Raw genomic sequence first — 16,358 nt, forward strand, 5'->3', positions numbered from 1 at the left:
TGGCGCGTTAATCGCCTGAGCAATCCTTGGCACAACGCTTGAGCCGCGCCTCCAGGTTTTTGTCTGGCATGGCGTGGCTGCGCAGGGCGTTGACGGTCTGCTCGACATAATCGCGCGTCGTGCCGTAACGCCCGCAAGCGCTTTGCAGCACGTGGCTGAGCACGATGTCGGGCAGATTGCCAGCGTAGCTCGGCAGGTGCCGCTCCAATACAAACCCCAATGCCTGCACCCGACTGCCATCTTCCAGACGGCAACTGAGCCAGTGCGGCCGATAGGAGGGGTAAGGCATTTCGCGCTGCCACAAGGCGTACAGCGAGGCTTCTAACTGATCTTCCGGCAGGCGGTAGGCAAACCCGCTGCACGAGCCGCCACGATCCAGGCCGAACACCAACCCGGGCAACTCCGGCGTACCCCGATGCTCGTGGGACCACAGGTACAAACCACGGTGATAGCCATGGACCCGCGCCCGAACCCGCTCGGTCGATGAACATTCCGGCCGCCAGATCAGCGAACCGTAAGCGAATAGCCAGACCGGCCCGCCCTTATGCCGGGCCATGGTGGCCTGCATCGAGTTCATCAACTGTTCGTGCGTGAGTTGCGGTCCCAGATCGAGCCGCGGAGGGTAAGCCAATTGCAAAAGATCGGATTCGATGGCGGTCATGGCGAAAAGTGGCTCGCCTCCTATGTGTTACCAATTGTTAGCAACTCTACCGTAATAAAACGCGCTGCTGTGACCATACGGCAAAAAAGTACAATAGGCTGAACGACCACCGCATTCTCCAGAAGCAATCCCAGTATTTTCAGCTCCGGTTCAGCCCGGCAAAGCGCTTGACCGTCAAAATAGCGCAGCTGGCACGACTCAGTCGGTCACCCCTCACACCGATTACTCGAGGTCGCACCTATGAAAAAATTACGATTGCCGGGCCTGCTGCTCCTGGCCCAGGCCACCACCGCTCTCGCTGTCGAAACCCCGCCCGTCGACGATGACAAGGGCTTCTGGTATGCACAGACCAGCGTCTACACCCGGCACTTCTCCCCCGACCCGGACCACAACAACAACCAGGATTTGCTTGGCCTGGAGCGCAATGAAGCGTCAGGTTTGGTGTATGGGGCGGCGACGTTCCGTAACTCGTTCAGCCAACGCTCGTACTACGTCTACGCGGGCAAACGCTATGACATGACCGACTATCCGGTGTATCTGAAACTGACCGGCGGGGCGATCCAGGGCTATCGCGGCAAGTACCGCGACAAAATCCCGTTGAACCGTTTCGGCGTGGCGCCGGTGATCATACCGTCCGTGGGCACCCATTACGGGCCGGTGGCGGCGGAGTTGGTGCTGCTGGGGTTCAATGCGGCGATGATCACGACCGGCGTGCGTTTCTGACAGCGACGCCAGCTCCTCCACCAGAGCCGGCGCAGGTTTCAGGGCCGCGGGGCGTAGGCGAATACGTCGGCGCGCATCTGGTGTGCATCCATGCCCGCAGCCACCAGCGCATCCAATGTGCCGTAGATCATCGCCGGTGAACCGCTGGCGTAGACATGCACGCCTTTGAGGTCGTGGATGTCTTCGCACACCGCTTCATGCAACAGCCCACAGCGTCCTTCCCAGCCGCACAGGTCACTGACCACTTTGTGCAAGAACAGGTTGGGCAGCTGCAGCCATTGATCCCAATGCTCGATCTCGTAGAAATCTTCCGGACGCCGCACGCCCCAATACAGATGCACCGGGTGTTTGAAGCCGGTGGCGCGGCAGTGCTCGATCAGGCTGTGCATCTGCGCCATGCCGGTGCCCGCAGCGATCAGCACCAACGGCCCATCGGGCAGCTCGGCCAGGTGGGTATCGCCAAACGGCAGCTCAATGCGGGCCATCCGGTTGCGCTGCAATTGCTCGATCAGATTGCGCGCGCTGTCCTCGCGGGCCAGCACGTGCAGTTCCAGTTCGCGTCCGGCGTGGGGCGCCGAAGCCAGGGAAAACGCCGACTTCTCGCCGTTATCCCGTTCAATCATCAGGTATTGCCCGGCGTGGTAACGCACGGCCTTGCCGGCCGGGGCGAGCAAGCGCACGCGCCATACATCGCCACCGACTTGCACGCATTCACTCACTTGGCACGACAACTTGCGCAACGGCAACTCTCCCGGCGCCAGCACGCCATCCCACAACACCACACAATCCTCCAGCGGCTCGGCGATGCAGGTGTAGAACTCACCGTGGTCGCGTATTTCACCGGACTGCCGCACCCGGCCGTCCACCAACAGCGCCGCGCACACGTGGCACACGCCATTGCGACAGGCTTGCGGGCATTCGTAGCCCAGGCGGCGCGCACCTTCGAGGATTCGCTCACCGGGGACCAGCTCCAATACGGCGCCGGAAGGTTGCAGGGTCACACGCATCAATCTATTCCCAACTCTTTCCAGATCGCATCGACACGCGCCGTCACGGCTTCGTCCTTGACGATCACCCTGCCCCACTCGCGGGTGGTCTCACCCGGCCATTTGTGCGTGGCATCCAGGCCCATCTTCGAGCCCAGGCCCGAGACCGGCGAGGCGAAGTCGAGGTAGTCGATCGGCGTGTTGTCGATCATCACCGTGTCGCGCTTGGGGTCCATGCGCGTGGTGATGGCCCAGATCACGTCGTTCCAGTCGCGGGCGTTGATGTCGTCGTCGGTGACGATAACGAACTTGGTGTACATGAACTGTCGCAAAAACGACCACACGCCGAGCATGACCCGCTTGGCATGGCCTGGGTACGACTTCTTCATGGTCACGATGGCCATGCGGTACGAACAGCCTTCCGGCGGCAGGTAGAAGTCGGTGATTTCCGGGAACTGCTTCTGCAGGATCGGCACGAACACTTCGTTCAGCGCCACACCGAGAATCGCCGGCTCATCCGGCGGACGGCCGGTGTAGGTACTGTGGTAGATCGGCTTGATCCGATGAGTGATGCGCTCGACGGTGAACACCGGGAAGCTGTCGACTTCGTTGTAGTAGCCGGTGTGGTCGCCGTAGGGGCCTTCGTCGGCCATTTCGCCGGGGTGGATCACGCCTTCGAGGATGATTTCCGCGGTGGCCGGCACTTGCAGGTCGTTGCCACGGCACTTCACCAGCTCGGTGCGGTTGCCGCGCAGCAGGCCGGCGAAGGCGTATTCGGACAGGCTGTCCGGCACCGGGGTCACGGCGCCGAGGATGGTGGCCGGGTCGGCGCCCAGGGCCACAGAGACCGGGAACGGCTTGCCGGGGTGCTTTTCGCACCATTCACGGAAGTCCAGCGCGCCGCCGCGGTGGCTCAGCCAACGCATGATCACCTTGTTGCGGCCGATCACTTGCTGACGGTAGATGCCGAGGTTCTGGCGATCCTTGTTCGGGCCCTTGGTGACGGTCAGGCCCCAGGTGATCAGCGGGCCGACATCGCCGGGCCAGCAGGTCTGCACCGGCAGCATGCCCAGGTCGACGTCATCACCTTCGATGACCACTTCCTGGCACACCGCGTCCTTGACCACCTTGGGCGCCATGGCAATGATCTTGCGGAAGATCGGCAGCTTCGACCAGGCGTCCTTCAAGCCCTTGGGTGGCTCGGGCTCCTTGAGGAACGCCAGCAACTTGCCGATCTCGCGCAATTCGCTGACCGACTCGGCGCCCATGCCAAAGGCCACGCGATCGGGGGTGCCGAACAGGTTGCCGAGCACCGGGATATCAAAACCGGTCGGGTTCTCGAACAGCAGCGCCGGGCCCTTGTTGCGCAGGGTACGGTCGCAAATCTCAGTCATTTCCAGCACCGGCGAAACCGGCACGTGGATGCGTTTCAACTCTCCGCGCTGCTCAAGTTGCTGCACGAAATCCCGAAGATCCTTGAATTTCATTAACCATGCCACCCGTAAAATAGGCGTACATCCTACCTGCTCTGAGGACGGCTGGCAGCTTAATTGGCCGTCAGCCCCCGTGATTGCAGCGAACGGAACAGCGGTTCCAGGAACGCCTGGACATGTCGCGCGCCGACGTCGGAGAGGTGGTTATCGTCGGTGTACAGCGCGCGGCCGTCGAGCTCGACCCGGCACAGGCCGTCGGCGCCGCACAGCAGGGGCGCGGGGTCCAGCACGGAGACACCACTGTCGGCGGCGGCCAGCTCGTCAAACAGTCGAGTGATAAAGGCCTGGCGCTTCTCGTGCTCCGCCACGGGGAGCCCTTCGCCGTCCACCGGCCGGTGCATCATGGCCAGGCGACTGAGGCGGTACGGCACGATGATTTCCTGCAGCGGTGCTTCCTTGATCAGCCACACATGGTGCCCGGCGGCGCGCAGCCCCTGGATGCGTTCACGCAGGCCCTGTTCGAAACGCTGCTCGGCCACGGCACGCACGTACTTGCCGGTGCCCGGGTCTTTGAGCGCATGTTCCTTGTCGCCCGATATCTGCCCATAGAGGTACAGGCTCCAGCGCGCCGCCAGCACCACATCGCTGAACGACTGTGCGGCCAGGGCCTGCTCGACGCGCTGGTTGAAATGCGCGCACTGGGCAATATCCTCCAGCCCATCCAACGGTACGCAACCGGCGAAACTGGCCTGGACCAGACTGATATCGTGCCGTTTGGCCGCATCCTTCAGCGCCGGAATCAATGCGGTGGCGTGGCTGTCGCCCCAGACCAGCGCGGACACCGAGTGGCTTTGTGGGCCGAAATGGCAGAACAGCCGCTCATCCGGGGTGTTCTTGTCCGCCAGGCAGGCCGTCAGCTCCGGGCTCCACTTCTTCGCCTGGGCATAACGCAATGCCTGTTCGGACAGGCGCCACGGCACGCCATCGGCTTCCCGCAATGCCAGGCCAGTAAGGCCGAGACACAAAATACCGGCCGCGGCGCCAGCCAGGATCGCCTTGCGCCCGGCCAGCAGACGTTTTTCCCGGAATGGCGCCTCCACGAAGCGCCAGGACAAATAACCCAGCACCAGGCTCAGCAGCATCAACCCGGCCAATTCAGCCACGCTCAAGCCATCAACCGCTGCGTAGTTGGCGTACACGAACACCGGCCAGTGCCACAGGTACCAGGAATAAGAAATAAGCCCCAGGCCCACCATCAGCCGCGAACTCAGCAGCCGCCCGACCCAGGTGGCTTGCTGCCCATTGGCCCAGATCAACCCGACCACGCCCAGCACCGGCAGCAAAGCGGCCGCGCCAGGGAACGGTGTATGCCGGTCGAAACCGAATATGGCGGCCAGGATCAATGCCAGAGAAGCCAGGCTGACCGCTTGCGCCAGGGGCGGCGAGGCGCGCCACTCAACCTTCGGCATGACCGCCAGCATGGCGCCGGCCAGCAATTCCCAGGCACGCATATGCAGCAGGTAGAAGGCTTTCTGCGGCTGATGGGAAACCGCCCAGACACTCATGCCAAACGACACCAGCAGCACCGCGAACAACACCAGGCGCCAATGTTTCAAACGGCTTGAAAGCAGGGCCAGCAGCAGCGGGAACAGGATGTAGAACTGCTCCTCCACTGCCAGCGACCAGGTGTGCAGCAAGGGCTTGATGTCGGAGGCCGTGTCGAAATAACTGTGCTGGCGGGAAAACAGGAGGTTCGAGGTAAAGGTCACCTGATAGTGCGCCGAGCGGCCCAACGCCTCATAGTCCTTGGGCATCAGCAGAAACCAGCCCACCGCCAGCGTCGCCGCCATCATCACAAACAGCGCCGGCAAGATGCGCCGCGCACGGCGTGCCCAGAACTCCACGAAACTGAAACGCCCGGCCTGGCGTTCGCGCCAGATGATCGAGGTAATCAGGAAGCCGGAAATCACGAAGAACACATCCACACCGACGAAGCCGCCAGTGATCCCAGGAACGCCAAAGTGGAACAGCACGACAGCAAGGACAGCAACGGCACGCAGGCCGTCGATGTCTCTTCGGTAAGCAAGAGTGGTCATAAGAATTGTGGTCAATATGTTACGAATGGAGGCGAAAACAGGCGCGCGCATACTTTTTGTTACTTAACGGATACTTATGACATAAAACCCACTCAATTTCGACGCAAAAAAAATGGCGACCCTGAGGGCGCCATTTTTTTTGACCTGAAACGTCGTATTACTTACGCTTCATCGACAGGAAGAACTCGTCGTTGGTCTTGGTGGTTTTCAGCTTGTCGATCAGGAACTCGATGGCCGCGACTTCATCCATCGGGTGCAGCAGCTTGCGCAGAATCCACATGCGCTGCAGTTCGTCGTCGGCTGTCAGCAACTCTTCACGGCGGGTGCCGGAGCGGTTGATGTTGATCGCCGGGAACACGCGCTTTTCAGCGATGCGACGGTCCAGGGGCAGTTCCATGTTGCCGGTACCCTTGAACTCTTCGTAGATCACTTCATCCATCTTCGAGCCGGTTTCAACCAGCGCGGTGGCGATGATGGTCAGCGAGCCGCCTTCTTCGATATTCCGCGCGGCGCCGAAGAAACGTTTCGGTTTCTCCAGGGCGTGGGCATCGACACCACCGGTCAATACCTTGCCGGAGCTCGGGATCACGGTGTTGTAGGCACGGGCCAGACGGGTGATGGAGTCGAGCAGGATCACCACGTCTTTCTTGTGTTCGACCAGGCGCTTGGCCTTCTCGATCACCATTTCGGCAACCTGCACGTGGCGGGTTGGCGGCTCATCGAACGTCGAGGCAACCACTTCGCCGCGCACGGTGCGCTGCATTTCGGTCACTTCTTCCGGACGTTCATCGATCAGCAGCACGATCAGGTGAACTTCAGGGTTGTTACGTGCGATGTTCGCTGCAATGTTCTGCAGCATGATGGTCTTACCGGCTTTCGGCGGTGCGACGATCAGGCCGCGCTGGCCCTTGCCGATCGGGGCGCACAGGTCGATCACACGACCGGTCAAGTCTTCGGTGGAACCGTTGCCGGCTTCCATCTTCATTCGCACGGTCGGGAACAGCGGGGTCAGGTTCTCGAAGAGAATCTTGTTTTTCGCGTTCTCTGGACGATCGAAGTTGATCGTGTCGACCTTGAGCAGGGCGAAATAACGCTCGCCTTCCTTCGGAGGACGGATCTTGCCAACGATGGTGTCACCGGTGCGCAAGTTGAAGCGGCGGATCTGGCTCGGCGAGACGTAGATATCGTCTGGGCCGGCGAGATAGGAAGCGTCTGCAGAGCGGAGGAAGCCGAAGCCGTCCTGGAGAATCTCCAGCACGCCATCACCGGAGATTTCCTCGCCGCTTTTCGCGTGCTTTTTGAGCAAGGAGAAAATCACGTCCTGCTTGCGCGAACGGGCCATATTTTCTATGCCCATCTGTTCGGCCAATTCGAGCAGTTCGGTAATCGGCTTTTGCTTGAGTTCAGTCAGATTCATATAGGAATGACGTAATCATTTATGGAGGGGGGAAATTAAGCTTTTGGCTTAATGAGGCCGCGCCGCAGAGAAGGCGACAGGATCGCGTACTAATCGAAAAGGAATGCGTCGGCGACGGCTTGCAGGGGGCAGTGGAGAAACCAGTGCGGGGCCGAATGTACCACCTGAGTTTCGGAGCGTCTAGCCCTGTTTCACGAAAAAGCCCCGCAATTTGCGGGGCTTTTTTGACGGCGCTTAGAGGTTCACGTCGATGAATGCAGCCAGTTGGGACTTCGACAGCGCGCCCACTTTGGTCGCTGCGACTTCGCCGTCCTTGAACAGCATCAGGGTCGGAATACCACGCACGCCATGCTTGGCCGGGGTTTCCTGGTTTTCGTCGATGTTCAGCTTGGCAATGGTCAATTTGCCGTCGTACTCGGTTGCAATGTCGTCCAGAACCGGAGCGATCATTTTGCAAGGGCCACACCATTCAGCCCAGTAGTCAACCAGCACCGGGCCAGCAGCCTTGAGTACTTCGGCCTCAAAGGTCGCGTCGGTGACGTGCTTGATAAGATCGTTGCTCATGGATGTCTCCGGATTGTAAGCAAAAAAAACGTGGCCCATCATAGCTGCCCTTCCCTCGTTCAGGAAGCCGCCTCTGATTGAGTCTTGCTATGGTGGCGCATGAGTTTGGGTATCGCCTCGCTCACGGCGCTACGGGAGTCACGAAAGCAATCCCGGTGCGCAACGCCGCATTACGTACATGTTCCTGCATGGTTTTCTGCGCCGCCGCGCTCGCGCGCCGGGCCAGGGCGCGCAAGACTCTGCGGTGCTCCTGCCAGGTTTCCATGGCCCGCTCTGGCCGGATGAACGGTAGCTTCTGGCTCTCCAGGAACACCTCGGCGCTGGCACTCAGGATGCTGACCATCGCCTGGTTGCCGCTGGCGAGGAGGATGCGCTGGTGGAATTCGAAGTCCAGCCGCGCGGCCGCTTCGAAGTCGCCGGCCTTGAGCACCTTGCGCATGGCTTCGACATTCTCTTCCAGGCTATCCAGTTCATCAATGGTCAGCGTGACGGCCGCCAACCCTGCCGCAAACCCTTCCAGGGCATAGCGCAACTGGAAGATATCCAGCGGCGTCGCCTGGGCCGCGAAGGGCCACGCAAACCCCGGCGGCTCCTGTGCCTCTTGCACGAACACGCCTTTGCCCGGCTGCACGCTGACCACCCCCAAGGCACTCAGGGACGACAACGCTTCGCGCAATGACGCCCGGCTCACGCCCAACTGCAGCGCCAGGTCGCGCTGGGACGGCAGTGCGTCGCCCGGCCCGAAGCCTTGCTCCTTGATCAGTTTGCGGATGGCCTGCAAGGCCGCTTCCGGTACCGCTTGGGCGATGGAATTCATAAAAAACTCAAGGTTCCAGACAACTGAGCGGCTAGTTGTAAAGCTATTCGCGCCCGGCGGCAAGCCACGCCCCAAAGGGGCTCGCGCGCTTTGGGCGGCGCTCGAAAAAGGTGCGAAACCCGCGCTCACTGTTCAGACCAGTAAGACCACCGAAGCTCAACAAATCCCGGCCTTGCAGACGAACCGAGCCGGGATGGCATGGGCTGTGCACTGGGCAAAAACAGAATGCCCCTTCGCCCTTCTCGGAGAGTTCCCATGACCAAGCGCTACAGCGCCCTGCTCACCGCCCTGTTTGCCAGCCTGATGCTGAGCCAGGCACCCGCCCAGGCCAACGGTCTGGACGATATCGTTGCCCGCGGCACCTTGAAGGTCGCCGTGCCCCAGGACTTCCCGCCGTTCGGCTCGGTCGGCCCCGACATGAAACCACGCGGCCTGGACATCGACACCGCCAAGCTGCTGGCCGACCAGCTCAAGGTCAAACTGGAGCTGACCCCGGTCAACAGCACCAACCGCATCCCGTTCCTCACGACCGGCAAGGTCGACCTGGTGATTTCCAGCCTGGGCAAGAACCCCGAGCGGGAAAAGGTCATCGACTTCTCCAAGGCCTACGCGCCGTTCTACCTGGCCGTGTTCGGCCCGCCTGACGCCGCCATCAGCAGCACCGACGACCTCAAGGGCAAGACCATCAGCGTGACCCGCGGCGCCATCGAAGACATCGAGCTGACGGCCGTCGCGCCCAAGGAAGCCACGATCAAGCGCTTCGAAGACAACAATTCGACCATCGCCGCCTACCTGGCCGGCCAGGTCGACCTGATCGCCAGCGGCAACGTGGTGATGGTTGCGATCAGCGAGCGCAGCCCGAAACGCGTGCCAGCGCTGAAAGTGAAGCTCAAGGATTCGCCGGTGTACGTGGGCGTGAACAAGAACGAGCCGGCGCTGCTGGAGAAGGTCAACCAGATCCTGGTGGCGGCCAAGGCTGACGGCAGCCTGGAAAAGAATGCAATGCAGTGGCTGAAAGAACCTCTGCCTGCTGATCTCTGAAGCCCGCGACGGAGCTGATTCATGGCCTATCAATTCGACTTTGTGCCGGTGCTGGCCAATACCGACCTGCTGTTGCGCGGCGCCCTGTTCACCCTTGAACTGACGGCGATCGGCGCAATCCTGGGGGTGGCCCTGGGCACCGTCGGCGCAGTGGTGCGGGCGTGGAAAATCCAGCCGTTCGCCTGGTTCTTCGGGGTGTATGTCGAGTTGATCCGCAACACGCCATTTCTGGTGCAGTTGTTTTTCATCTTCTTCGGCCTGCCCTCCCTGGGGCTGAAAATCACCGAGTGGCAAGCGGCGGTATTGGCGATGGTGATCAACCTGGGCGCCTATTCCACCGAGATCATCCGCGCCGGCATCCAGGCGATCCCCAGTGGTCAGCTGGAGGCTGCCGCCGCCCTGGCGATGACGCGCTTCGAGGCGTTCCGCCATGTGGTGCTGCTGCCGGCGCTGGGCAAGGTGTGGCCGGCCCTGAGCAGCCAGATCATCATTGTGATGCTCGGCTCGGCGGTGTGTTCGCAGATCGCCACCGAAGAGCTGAGTTTTGCCGCCAACTTCATCCAGTCGCGCAACTTCCGCGCCTTTGAGACCTATGCCCTGACCACCCTGGTGTACCTGTGCATGGCGTTGATGATTCGCCAGTTGCTCAACTGGATCGGCCGCCGGTTTGTGATGAGGAACAGCCGATGAGTGATTTTTCCTTCTGGGACATCGTGCGCAACCTGCTCGTCGGCCTGCAATGGACACTGTTGCTGTCGCTGGTGGCGTTTGTGGGCGGTGGCCTGATCGGCCTGCTGGTGATGACGATGCGTATCAGCCGCAAAGCCTTCCCGCGCAATGTCGCCCGCACCTATATCGAACTGTTCCAGGGCACGCCGCTGTTGATGCAGCTGTTCCTGGTGTTTTTCGGCGTCGCCCTGCTCGGGGTGGATATCTCGCCCTGGCTGGCGGCGGCGATTGCCTTGACCTTGTTTACCAGCGCCTACCTCGCCGAGATCTGGCGCGGCTGCGTCGACTCCATCGCCCACGGGCAGTGGGAAGCCTCGGCCAGCCTGGCCCTGAGCCCGCTGGAACAGCTGCGCTACGTGATCCTGCCCCAGGCCCTGCGGATTGCCGTGGCGCCTACCGTGGGGTTCTCGGTGCAAGTGGTCAAAGGCACCGCGGTGACCTCGATCATCGGCTTCACCGAACTGACCAAGACCGGCGGCATGCTCGCCAACGCCACGTTCGAGCCCTTTATGGTCTACGGCCTGGTGGCCCTCGGTTACTTCCTGCTCTGCTACCCCTTGTCCCTCAGTGCGCGCTACCTGGAAAGGAGACTGCATGCCTCTGCTTAGAATTTCCGCCCTGCATAAGTATTACGGCGATCACCATGTGCTCAAGGGCATCGACTTGACCGTTGAAGAAGGCCAGGTCGTCGCGATCATCGGCCGCAGCGGCTCGGGCAAATCGACCTTGCTGCGCACCCTCAATGGCCTGGAGTCGATCAACGACGGCGTGATCGAAGTCGACGGCGAATACCTCGACGCCGCCCGCGCCGACCTGCGCAGCCTGCGGCAGAAAGTCGGCATGGTGTTCCAGCAGTTCAACCTGTTCCCGCACCTGACGGTGGGCGAAAACGTCATGCTCGCGCCGCAGGTGGTGCAGAAAGTGCCCAAGGCCAAGGCCGCCCAGTTGGCGCGGCAGATGCTGGAGCGGGTCGGCCTGGGCGAGAAGTTCGACGCCTTCCCTGATCGCCTGTCCGGTGGCCAGCAACAACGCGTCGCGATAGCCCGCGCCCTGGCCATGTCGCCCAAGGTGCTGCTGTGCGACGAGATCACCTCGGCGCTGGACCCGGAACTGGTCAATGAAGTGCTTAGCGTGGTGCGCCAACTGGCCAAGGACGGCATGACCCTGATCATGGTGACCCACGAAATGCGTTTCGCCCGCGAAGTCGGGGACAAACTGGTGTTCATGCACCAGGGCAAGGTGCATGAAGTGGGCCCGCCCCAGGCGCTGTTCGCCAACCCCCGCACCCCCGAACTGGCCAACTTCATCGGCTCGGTGGGGCAGCCGGGCTGACCAGCTCGAAGGTGCCCCGCCCCTCCAGCCGCGTTTCATCGCGGACCTGCAGGGCATCGGAAGGCAGGTCGATATCGACATCGACCTGGGCCGTCAGGCGCTGGCCGACCAGCGCTTGACCTGCTGCGCGTGCCACCAGGACCTGCCCCGGCAACAACGCCCCGCTGACGGTTTCACCGGGCAAGTGCGCCACCCCCCACTCGACGGCGCGCCCATCGACCTGGGCATGCTTGAGACTCAGGCGCATACGCCCCTGGCGGTCAAACCGGAAACCTTGCCCATCCACCGCACCGATGAAGCGCAACGCTATCATCGAAGGCTGCGTACACACGACGTTCAGGTGCAGCGTGCGGGTGCCGAGGACCACGGAGGTACTTTGGACAACGGCCTCCCTGCGAATGACGCCATAGTCGAGGCGCGGCTGGCTCACGGACAACCGGCAGTTTTCAGCGCGCACGCCCTGGGCCATCAACAGCGCGCAGAACAGGACGACGCCCGCGCTTCTCCACTTAGCGGCCATGGCACACCGCCGTCGTGGTCTCATAGAACTTGTCATGGTCAGGCTGGGTTCCGGGGTCAAGGCTCAGTTGGCAGGTGGAAGAGTCCGGCAACGAAACCCGCAGGCTTTGCGACTCATTGACGTCATTCAGGAAAATCATGCCTTCGCCCACCACGCTGGTGAGGAAGCGGCCATCCTGGCCGAACACCGACGCGCCCTGGGGCAACGGCTGACCGTGCTGATCGCTGGCGGTGAGCAACACGCGGCGCACTGTCACCACATCGAACGCGACGGTATTGAAGGACCCGCGACCGGCGGCGAGCACCTGGGTGCCGTTCTTCAGGTCAACCCGCCTGGGCAACGACTGCGTCTGCACTTCGACGCGGCTGTTGGCATACGCGGGCAAGCCGGCAATCACGGCCTGCCCGGTGAAGTCGGTCCACACCGGCCCCTGGGGGGTTTCGACTTTCGCGGAGCCGATATCCCCCACGGAGACGATGCCGAACGTGTCCTGCACGGGATAGGGCGAGAAGGTCAGGCCGTTTTCGTGCGCGACGATGCCGCCTTGCAGTTGCCCCGTATAACCGGTGCCCTGGGCATCTCGGCTGACGCCCAGGCCGACGCGGGTGTAGCGCGGCAGCAGGTCCACATGGCCGCGAACCGCTTGTTCGCGGGCGCTGAGGTCGCGCTCGACACCCACCTCGTAATTCACATAGTCATTGACCCGTTCGCTGAGTGCCGTGCCAGCGCGGGACTGGTGACCACGCCGGCTGACGTAGCTGTTCACACGACGATCACCGCCCAGCGGCACGCTGATCTGCAACCGTACCGACAGATCATTGTCCACCGTGCTATCGCGCCGGCCGGCGGCAACGCTGGCGTCACGCCGTGGCCGCGTGCCGCCCACCTGCGAGTCGGCGATCAAAGCGACATCGACGTGACTGAACGACTTGTTCCACGAAGCAAATACGTGCTCGGCCGTTTGCCGGTCAAATTGCGCGCTGCGCGAATAACCCAGGGAGAACACGCCCAAGGTTGGATCGGCCCAGCTCATGCCCGCCGTGTACTGGTTCTTGAAGCGCGAACCCAACTCGTCGGCCTTGAACGAGCGGCCCGCTTCAAGCACCTCGCGATACCCCCGGGTCTGGGTGGTGGCGCTGAAGTTGACGTCTATATTGGCGTAGACCGGGCTGCTCGCGGACACGCTGCTACGCGAACCCGACACCGCGTTACGGCCGTCTCGGGACACATTGTGGCGAGCGCCAACCGCAACCCGTTGGAAAAAGACGCTGCTCAGGGTGCCGCCTGCCGACCAGTATTCATCGGTGCTCAATAAGCCAAACCCCGCCGACGAATCACGCCCCAGGCCCCAGGTGCCGCTGCCCATGGCGACCACCGGCGACGGCGCCTGCGCGTCGTTGTTTTCGCGCACCTTGCCGAGCGAAAAATAATAGCCAGGCACCGCCGGGGCTGCCCCCGCGAACGAAGCCGCCGGCACCACGAAACTGCGCTTGGCGCCGCGTACATCGATCACGCTGACTTCGAGGTCGCTGGTGCCATTGAGCAAAGGCAACCCGGTCAGCCGGAAGGGGCCTTCGGGCACCAGCGTGCTATGGATCAGCACGCCAGACTGGCGCACTTCAATCCGCGACTGACTCTGGGCCAGCCCCTCGACCACCGCATTATTGCCGCCCGCCGGCACCCGCGACTGGCCATCGGGGGAAAACTGCACACCGGACAACTGGATGCCGCCAAACAGCGGATTGTTGCTGGAGAGCTGGCCCACCTGGAACGTCGATCGCAGCGCGGCCAGATCCCGCTGGGCGAAGGCGTACAGGTGTTCGGTGCGCGCGTCGCCATTGTCGGACACATAGAATTGGCGGCTGCGGACAATCCAGTCGCCCAGGTTGAAGCCTGCTTCGGTGTAGGCCGACACGAACCGGCTGGACTCACTGCGCGAACGGTTGTCGAAACCCAGCACGTCATAGTTGAACATCGCCGCTGCGCCACCCTGGGCAAAGTCCCCGGCCTCCCACTGGGGTTCACGCAATGACTGGGTCGGCACCACCAGTGCCACCTCATCGATGCCGGGCCGGAGCCGAACCATCGTCGTCGGGAAGGCGCCCAGAAAGTCATGGCAGGCCTGGTCCGGTGACACGCCTTTGCGGACAACGGCGCGGGGCTGCACCAACCCGGCTTTCTCGAGCAAGCCCGGGGTGAAACACAATTGCCCCTGTGCGTCGAACCGCGCATCGACTGACCCGAGCGGGTTCCCGTTGACCCGCAGCCCCACCACCTGGACGCCTTCGCGAAAACGCGCCGCACTGCGGAAGTAGTCGGAGACCTTCGGGTCAATACCGTGGGTGGTCAGTGCCGCGAGGTCGAAACCCTCGCCCAACTCCAGAGCTGGAGCCAGGCCGGGCAAGCTCCACAGGGTCGCAAACCCGATGAGCAGCGTGGGGCGGCGAGACCGGATGGAAACCGCAGGCGTATTACTCGACAGGTTTTTCATAAGCCGCTCAACCCCCATCGGTACTGATCGGGGCGCGGTAGCTGTCCACCGAAAACCCATAGACCGTGGCGGGCTGGATCTCGACTTCGGCCAAGCCGTCCAATGTTCCGTCAACCTTCGCCGTCAACGCCTCCCCCGGCAAAATGTAAGCACGCGGCAACGTCGCCAGAACCCGTTGGGGCAGCAACTGCACCTCCGGCGCCAGGCGCACCACATAAGCACTGTCGTTGTGAACAGCGAGCCTCTCTCCTGCCCGCCGCCACTTCAGCAGCTCCCAGGGCGTGTGATGTTGAGGCAAGCCTTTGGGGTGCAGGATCAGCGGCAGATTCTGCCGAAGGGTGATACCGATGGTCGCACCCCCTGCGGCACGCGCCTGCGGAATACCCTCGAAGGACACACGCTTCAAGCGCTGGGTCTTCAGCGGTGCTTCCAAGGTGCTGATGAAACGCACCAACTGGGTTTCACCGGGTTCCACACGCGCAATAGGCGGCGTGACAATCAATAGGGGCTCTACGTCTTCGGGCACGTTCAGTACGACTGAATGAAGCAGCGCCGGCCCCGAATCGGTGTTCTTGATATTTATCGTGGCCTCGCCTTGTTCCTCATAAAGAACCACAACCGAGGTTTCCGGCAACATTCCGTCCGCCAATACCATGCCGGTAAAACACAGACACACACTTGCACACAACAACAGCAGATTATTTATTACTGAAAGACTACGCACTCAGTGTTCCCCGCAGACCATGAAGTTGGCAATTGATAGCCAAGCACCCACATGAAAACAGCCGATCAGAACGCGTGCGTTCTTTGATCGGCTGTATTTCAGCCGCTTAGAGGTAAACCAAAGTAAGCGTTGCGCGACCATCAAGAGTAACGTCGCGAGCCAGGTTCAAGTCTTGGCCTTTGTTGATCACGGCCCGTACTGCGATAGTCCCGGTCAGTTGAGAGAGTTCGGCCGGAATGAGCGAAGTGCCACTGCGCCACGAAGATTGGTTAGGCGATTTCGCGACTTTGCCATCACTGCTCTGCCAGGCCGCGCCTTCGCCGACACGTGTAATAGCCGTCAGCGTTTTGCTCGGCGACCTGAGGTCCCTGAGCGTAACCGCATAGCCACCGGTATTTTTGCCAGCGACCGAACCCAAGCCGAAGTTATGCACCTCGGTATAGCCTGCGCCAAGGGCACTGAGGATGCCCGTTACCCTGCTGCCGGCCTGCAGGTCGGTGAATGTCAGCCCGAACGGAGCGCTGCCGGTGCCGCAATTGACGGACAGGGGCGTGGTCATTTCCCGAAGCGGGTTGAACGCCGTCTGGGAGAGTTGGCCCGAAGGAATATCGCCGTAATTGATAATGCCGCCGCCAGTCATGCTCAGGTTGCAGGCAGCGGGTTTGATCGTGCCCCTGACGACCAGTTCGGCACTGGTGGATGCGTTAGCACTGATGGCCGCAGCCAGGCAAGCGAGACCGAGAGTCAATCCAACAATTTTTTTCATATTCGACCTGTCACTGAAAGTTATCAGGCGTTCTTTATTTATCTCTCGGCAAGTCCAG

The 16,358-nt window shown here is 61.8% G+C and carries 16 protein-coding genes; 5 read left to right on the plus strand and 11 right to left on the minus strand.

The window, feature by feature from the left end; genetic code table 11:
- Positions 1-7: 7 nt before the first annotated feature.
- Entirely contained in the window at positions 8-661 is a 654-nt protein-coding gene (locus LQ249_RS30015; protein ID WP_017845121.1) for a gamma-glutamylcyclotransferase, read from the minus strand.
- 240 nt (positions 662-901) lie between these two features.
- Here LQ249_RS30015 and LQ249_RS30020 point away from each other — a divergent pair, with 240 nt between their 5' ends.
- The gene (locus tag LQ249_RS30020; protein WP_017845122.1) at positions 902-1,384 is read left to right on the plus strand and encodes a hypothetical protein; all 483 of its coding nucleotides are present in this window, start codon (positions 902-904) and stop codon (positions 1,382-1,384) included.
- A 38-nt stretch (positions 1,385-1,422) separates the two neighbouring features.
- Here LQ249_RS30020 and LQ249_RS30025 read toward each other — a convergent pair whose 3' ends face one another.
- The 6 genes from LQ249_RS30025 to LQ249_RS30050 form a co-directional block, all read right to left on the minus strand.
- Positions 1,423-2,391, minus strand: a complete 969-nt coding sequence (locus tag LQ249_RS30025) for a CDP-6-deoxy-delta-3,4-glucoseen reductase (protein ID WP_017845123.1) — start codon at positions 2,389-2,391, stop codon at positions 1,423-1,425.
- Positions 2,391-3,857, minus strand: coding sequence for a 4-hydroxy-3-polyprenylbenzoate decarboxylase (gene ubiD, locus LQ249_RS30030; RefSeq protein ID WP_046381692.1), 1,467 nt, complete (start codon positions 3,855-3,857; stop codon positions 2,391-2,393). The genes LQ249_RS30025 and ubiD overlap by 1 nt, the downstream gene beginning before the upstream one ends.
- Positions 3,858-3,916: 59 nt before the next feature.
- A complete protein-coding gene (locus LQ249_RS30035; protein WP_232566087.1) occupies positions 3,917-5,899 on the minus strand; it encodes an acyltransferase family protein in 1,983 nt (660 codons plus the stop codon).
- Between the two features lie 157 nt (positions 5,900-6,056).
- Positions 6,057-7,316: a transcription termination factor Rho gene (gene rho / locus LQ249_RS30040; RefSeq protein ID WP_017845130.1), complete on the minus strand. Its 1,260-nt coding sequence runs from the start codon at positions 7,314-7,316 to the stop codon at positions 6,057-6,059.
- Between the two features lie 234 nt (positions 7,317-7,550).
- Entirely contained in the window at positions 7,551-7,880 is a 330-nt protein-coding gene (gene trxA / locus LQ249_RS30045; protein ID WP_046381690.1) for a thioredoxin TrxA, read from the minus strand.
- A 121-nt stretch (positions 7,881-8,001) separates the two neighbouring features.
- Positions 8,002-8,697 (minus strand): FadR/GntR family transcriptional regulator, encoded by a 696-nt coding sequence (locus LQ249_RS30050; RefSeq protein WP_017845132.1) that lies wholly within the window; start codon positions 8,695-8,697, stop codon positions 8,002-8,004.
- Between the two features lie 255 nt (positions 8,698-8,952).
- On the opposite strand from LQ249_RS30050, the gene LQ249_RS30055 reads away from it, so the two are divergent.
- Genes LQ249_RS30055 through LQ249_RS30070 form a run of 4 tightly spaced genes read left to right on the plus strand, consistent with a single transcriptional unit; the run spans position 8,953 to position 11,799 of the window.
- Positions 8,953-9,738: a transporter substrate-binding domain-containing protein gene (locus tag LQ249_RS30055; protein WP_046381688.1), complete on the plus strand. Its 786-nt coding sequence runs from the start codon at positions 8,953-8,955 to the stop codon at positions 9,736-9,738.
- 21 nt (positions 9,739-9,759) lie between these two features.
- Positions 9,760-10,428: an amino acid ABC transporter permease gene (locus tag LQ249_RS30060; RefSeq protein ID WP_046381687.1), complete on the plus strand. Its 669-nt coding sequence runs from the start codon at positions 9,760-9,762 to the stop codon at positions 10,426-10,428.
- A complete protein-coding gene (locus LQ249_RS30065) occupies positions 10,425-11,075 on the plus strand; it encodes an amino acid ABC transporter permease (RefSeq protein WP_046381686.1) in 651 nt (216 codons plus the stop codon). The genes LQ249_RS30060 and LQ249_RS30065 overlap by 4 nt, the downstream gene beginning before the upstream one ends.
- A complete protein-coding gene (locus LQ249_RS30070; RefSeq protein ID WP_017845136.1) occupies positions 11,062-11,799 on the plus strand; it encodes an amino acid ABC transporter ATP-binding protein in 738 nt (245 codons plus the stop codon). Before LQ249_RS30065 ends, LQ249_RS30070 begins: the two co-directional genes overlap by 14 nt.
- Here the strand turns inward: LQ249_RS30070 and LQ249_RS30075 are convergent.
- The 4 genes from LQ249_RS30075 to LQ249_RS30090 form a co-directional block, all read right to left on the minus strand.
- Positions 11,771-12,319: a hypothetical protein gene (locus LQ249_RS30075; RefSeq protein WP_128192380.1), complete on the minus strand. Its 549-nt coding sequence runs from the start codon at positions 12,317-12,319 to the stop codon at positions 11,771-11,773. The genes LQ249_RS30070 and LQ249_RS30075 overlap by 29 nt on opposite strands.
- Positions 12,309-14,810, minus strand: coding sequence for a fimbria/pilus outer membrane usher protein (locus LQ249_RS30080; RefSeq protein WP_206614657.1), 2,502 nt, complete (start codon positions 14,808-14,810; stop codon positions 12,309-12,311). The genes LQ249_RS30075 and LQ249_RS30080 overlap by 11 nt, the downstream gene beginning before the upstream one ends.
- A gap of 7 nt (positions 14,811-14,817) precedes the next feature.
- A complete protein-coding gene (locus LQ249_RS30085; RefSeq protein WP_206614658.1) occupies positions 14,818-15,534 on the minus strand; it encodes a fimbria/pilus chaperone family protein in 717 nt (238 codons plus the stop codon).
- A gap of 106 nt (positions 15,535-15,640) precedes the next feature.
- Positions 15,641-16,300 carry a DUF1120 domain-containing protein gene (locus LQ249_RS30090; protein ID WP_046381682.1) on the minus strand — a complete coding sequence of 220 codons (660 nt, stop codon included), beginning with the start codon at positions 16,298-16,300 and terminating at the stop codon, positions 15,641-15,643.
- Between the last annotated feature and the right edge of the window lie 58 nt (positions 16,301-16,358).

Source organism: Pseudomonas sp. 7-41 (assembly GCF_021233075.1).
GTDB lineage: Bacteria > Pseudomonadota > Gammaproteobacteria > Pseudomonadales > Pseudomonadaceae > Aquipseudomonas > Aquipseudomonas veronii.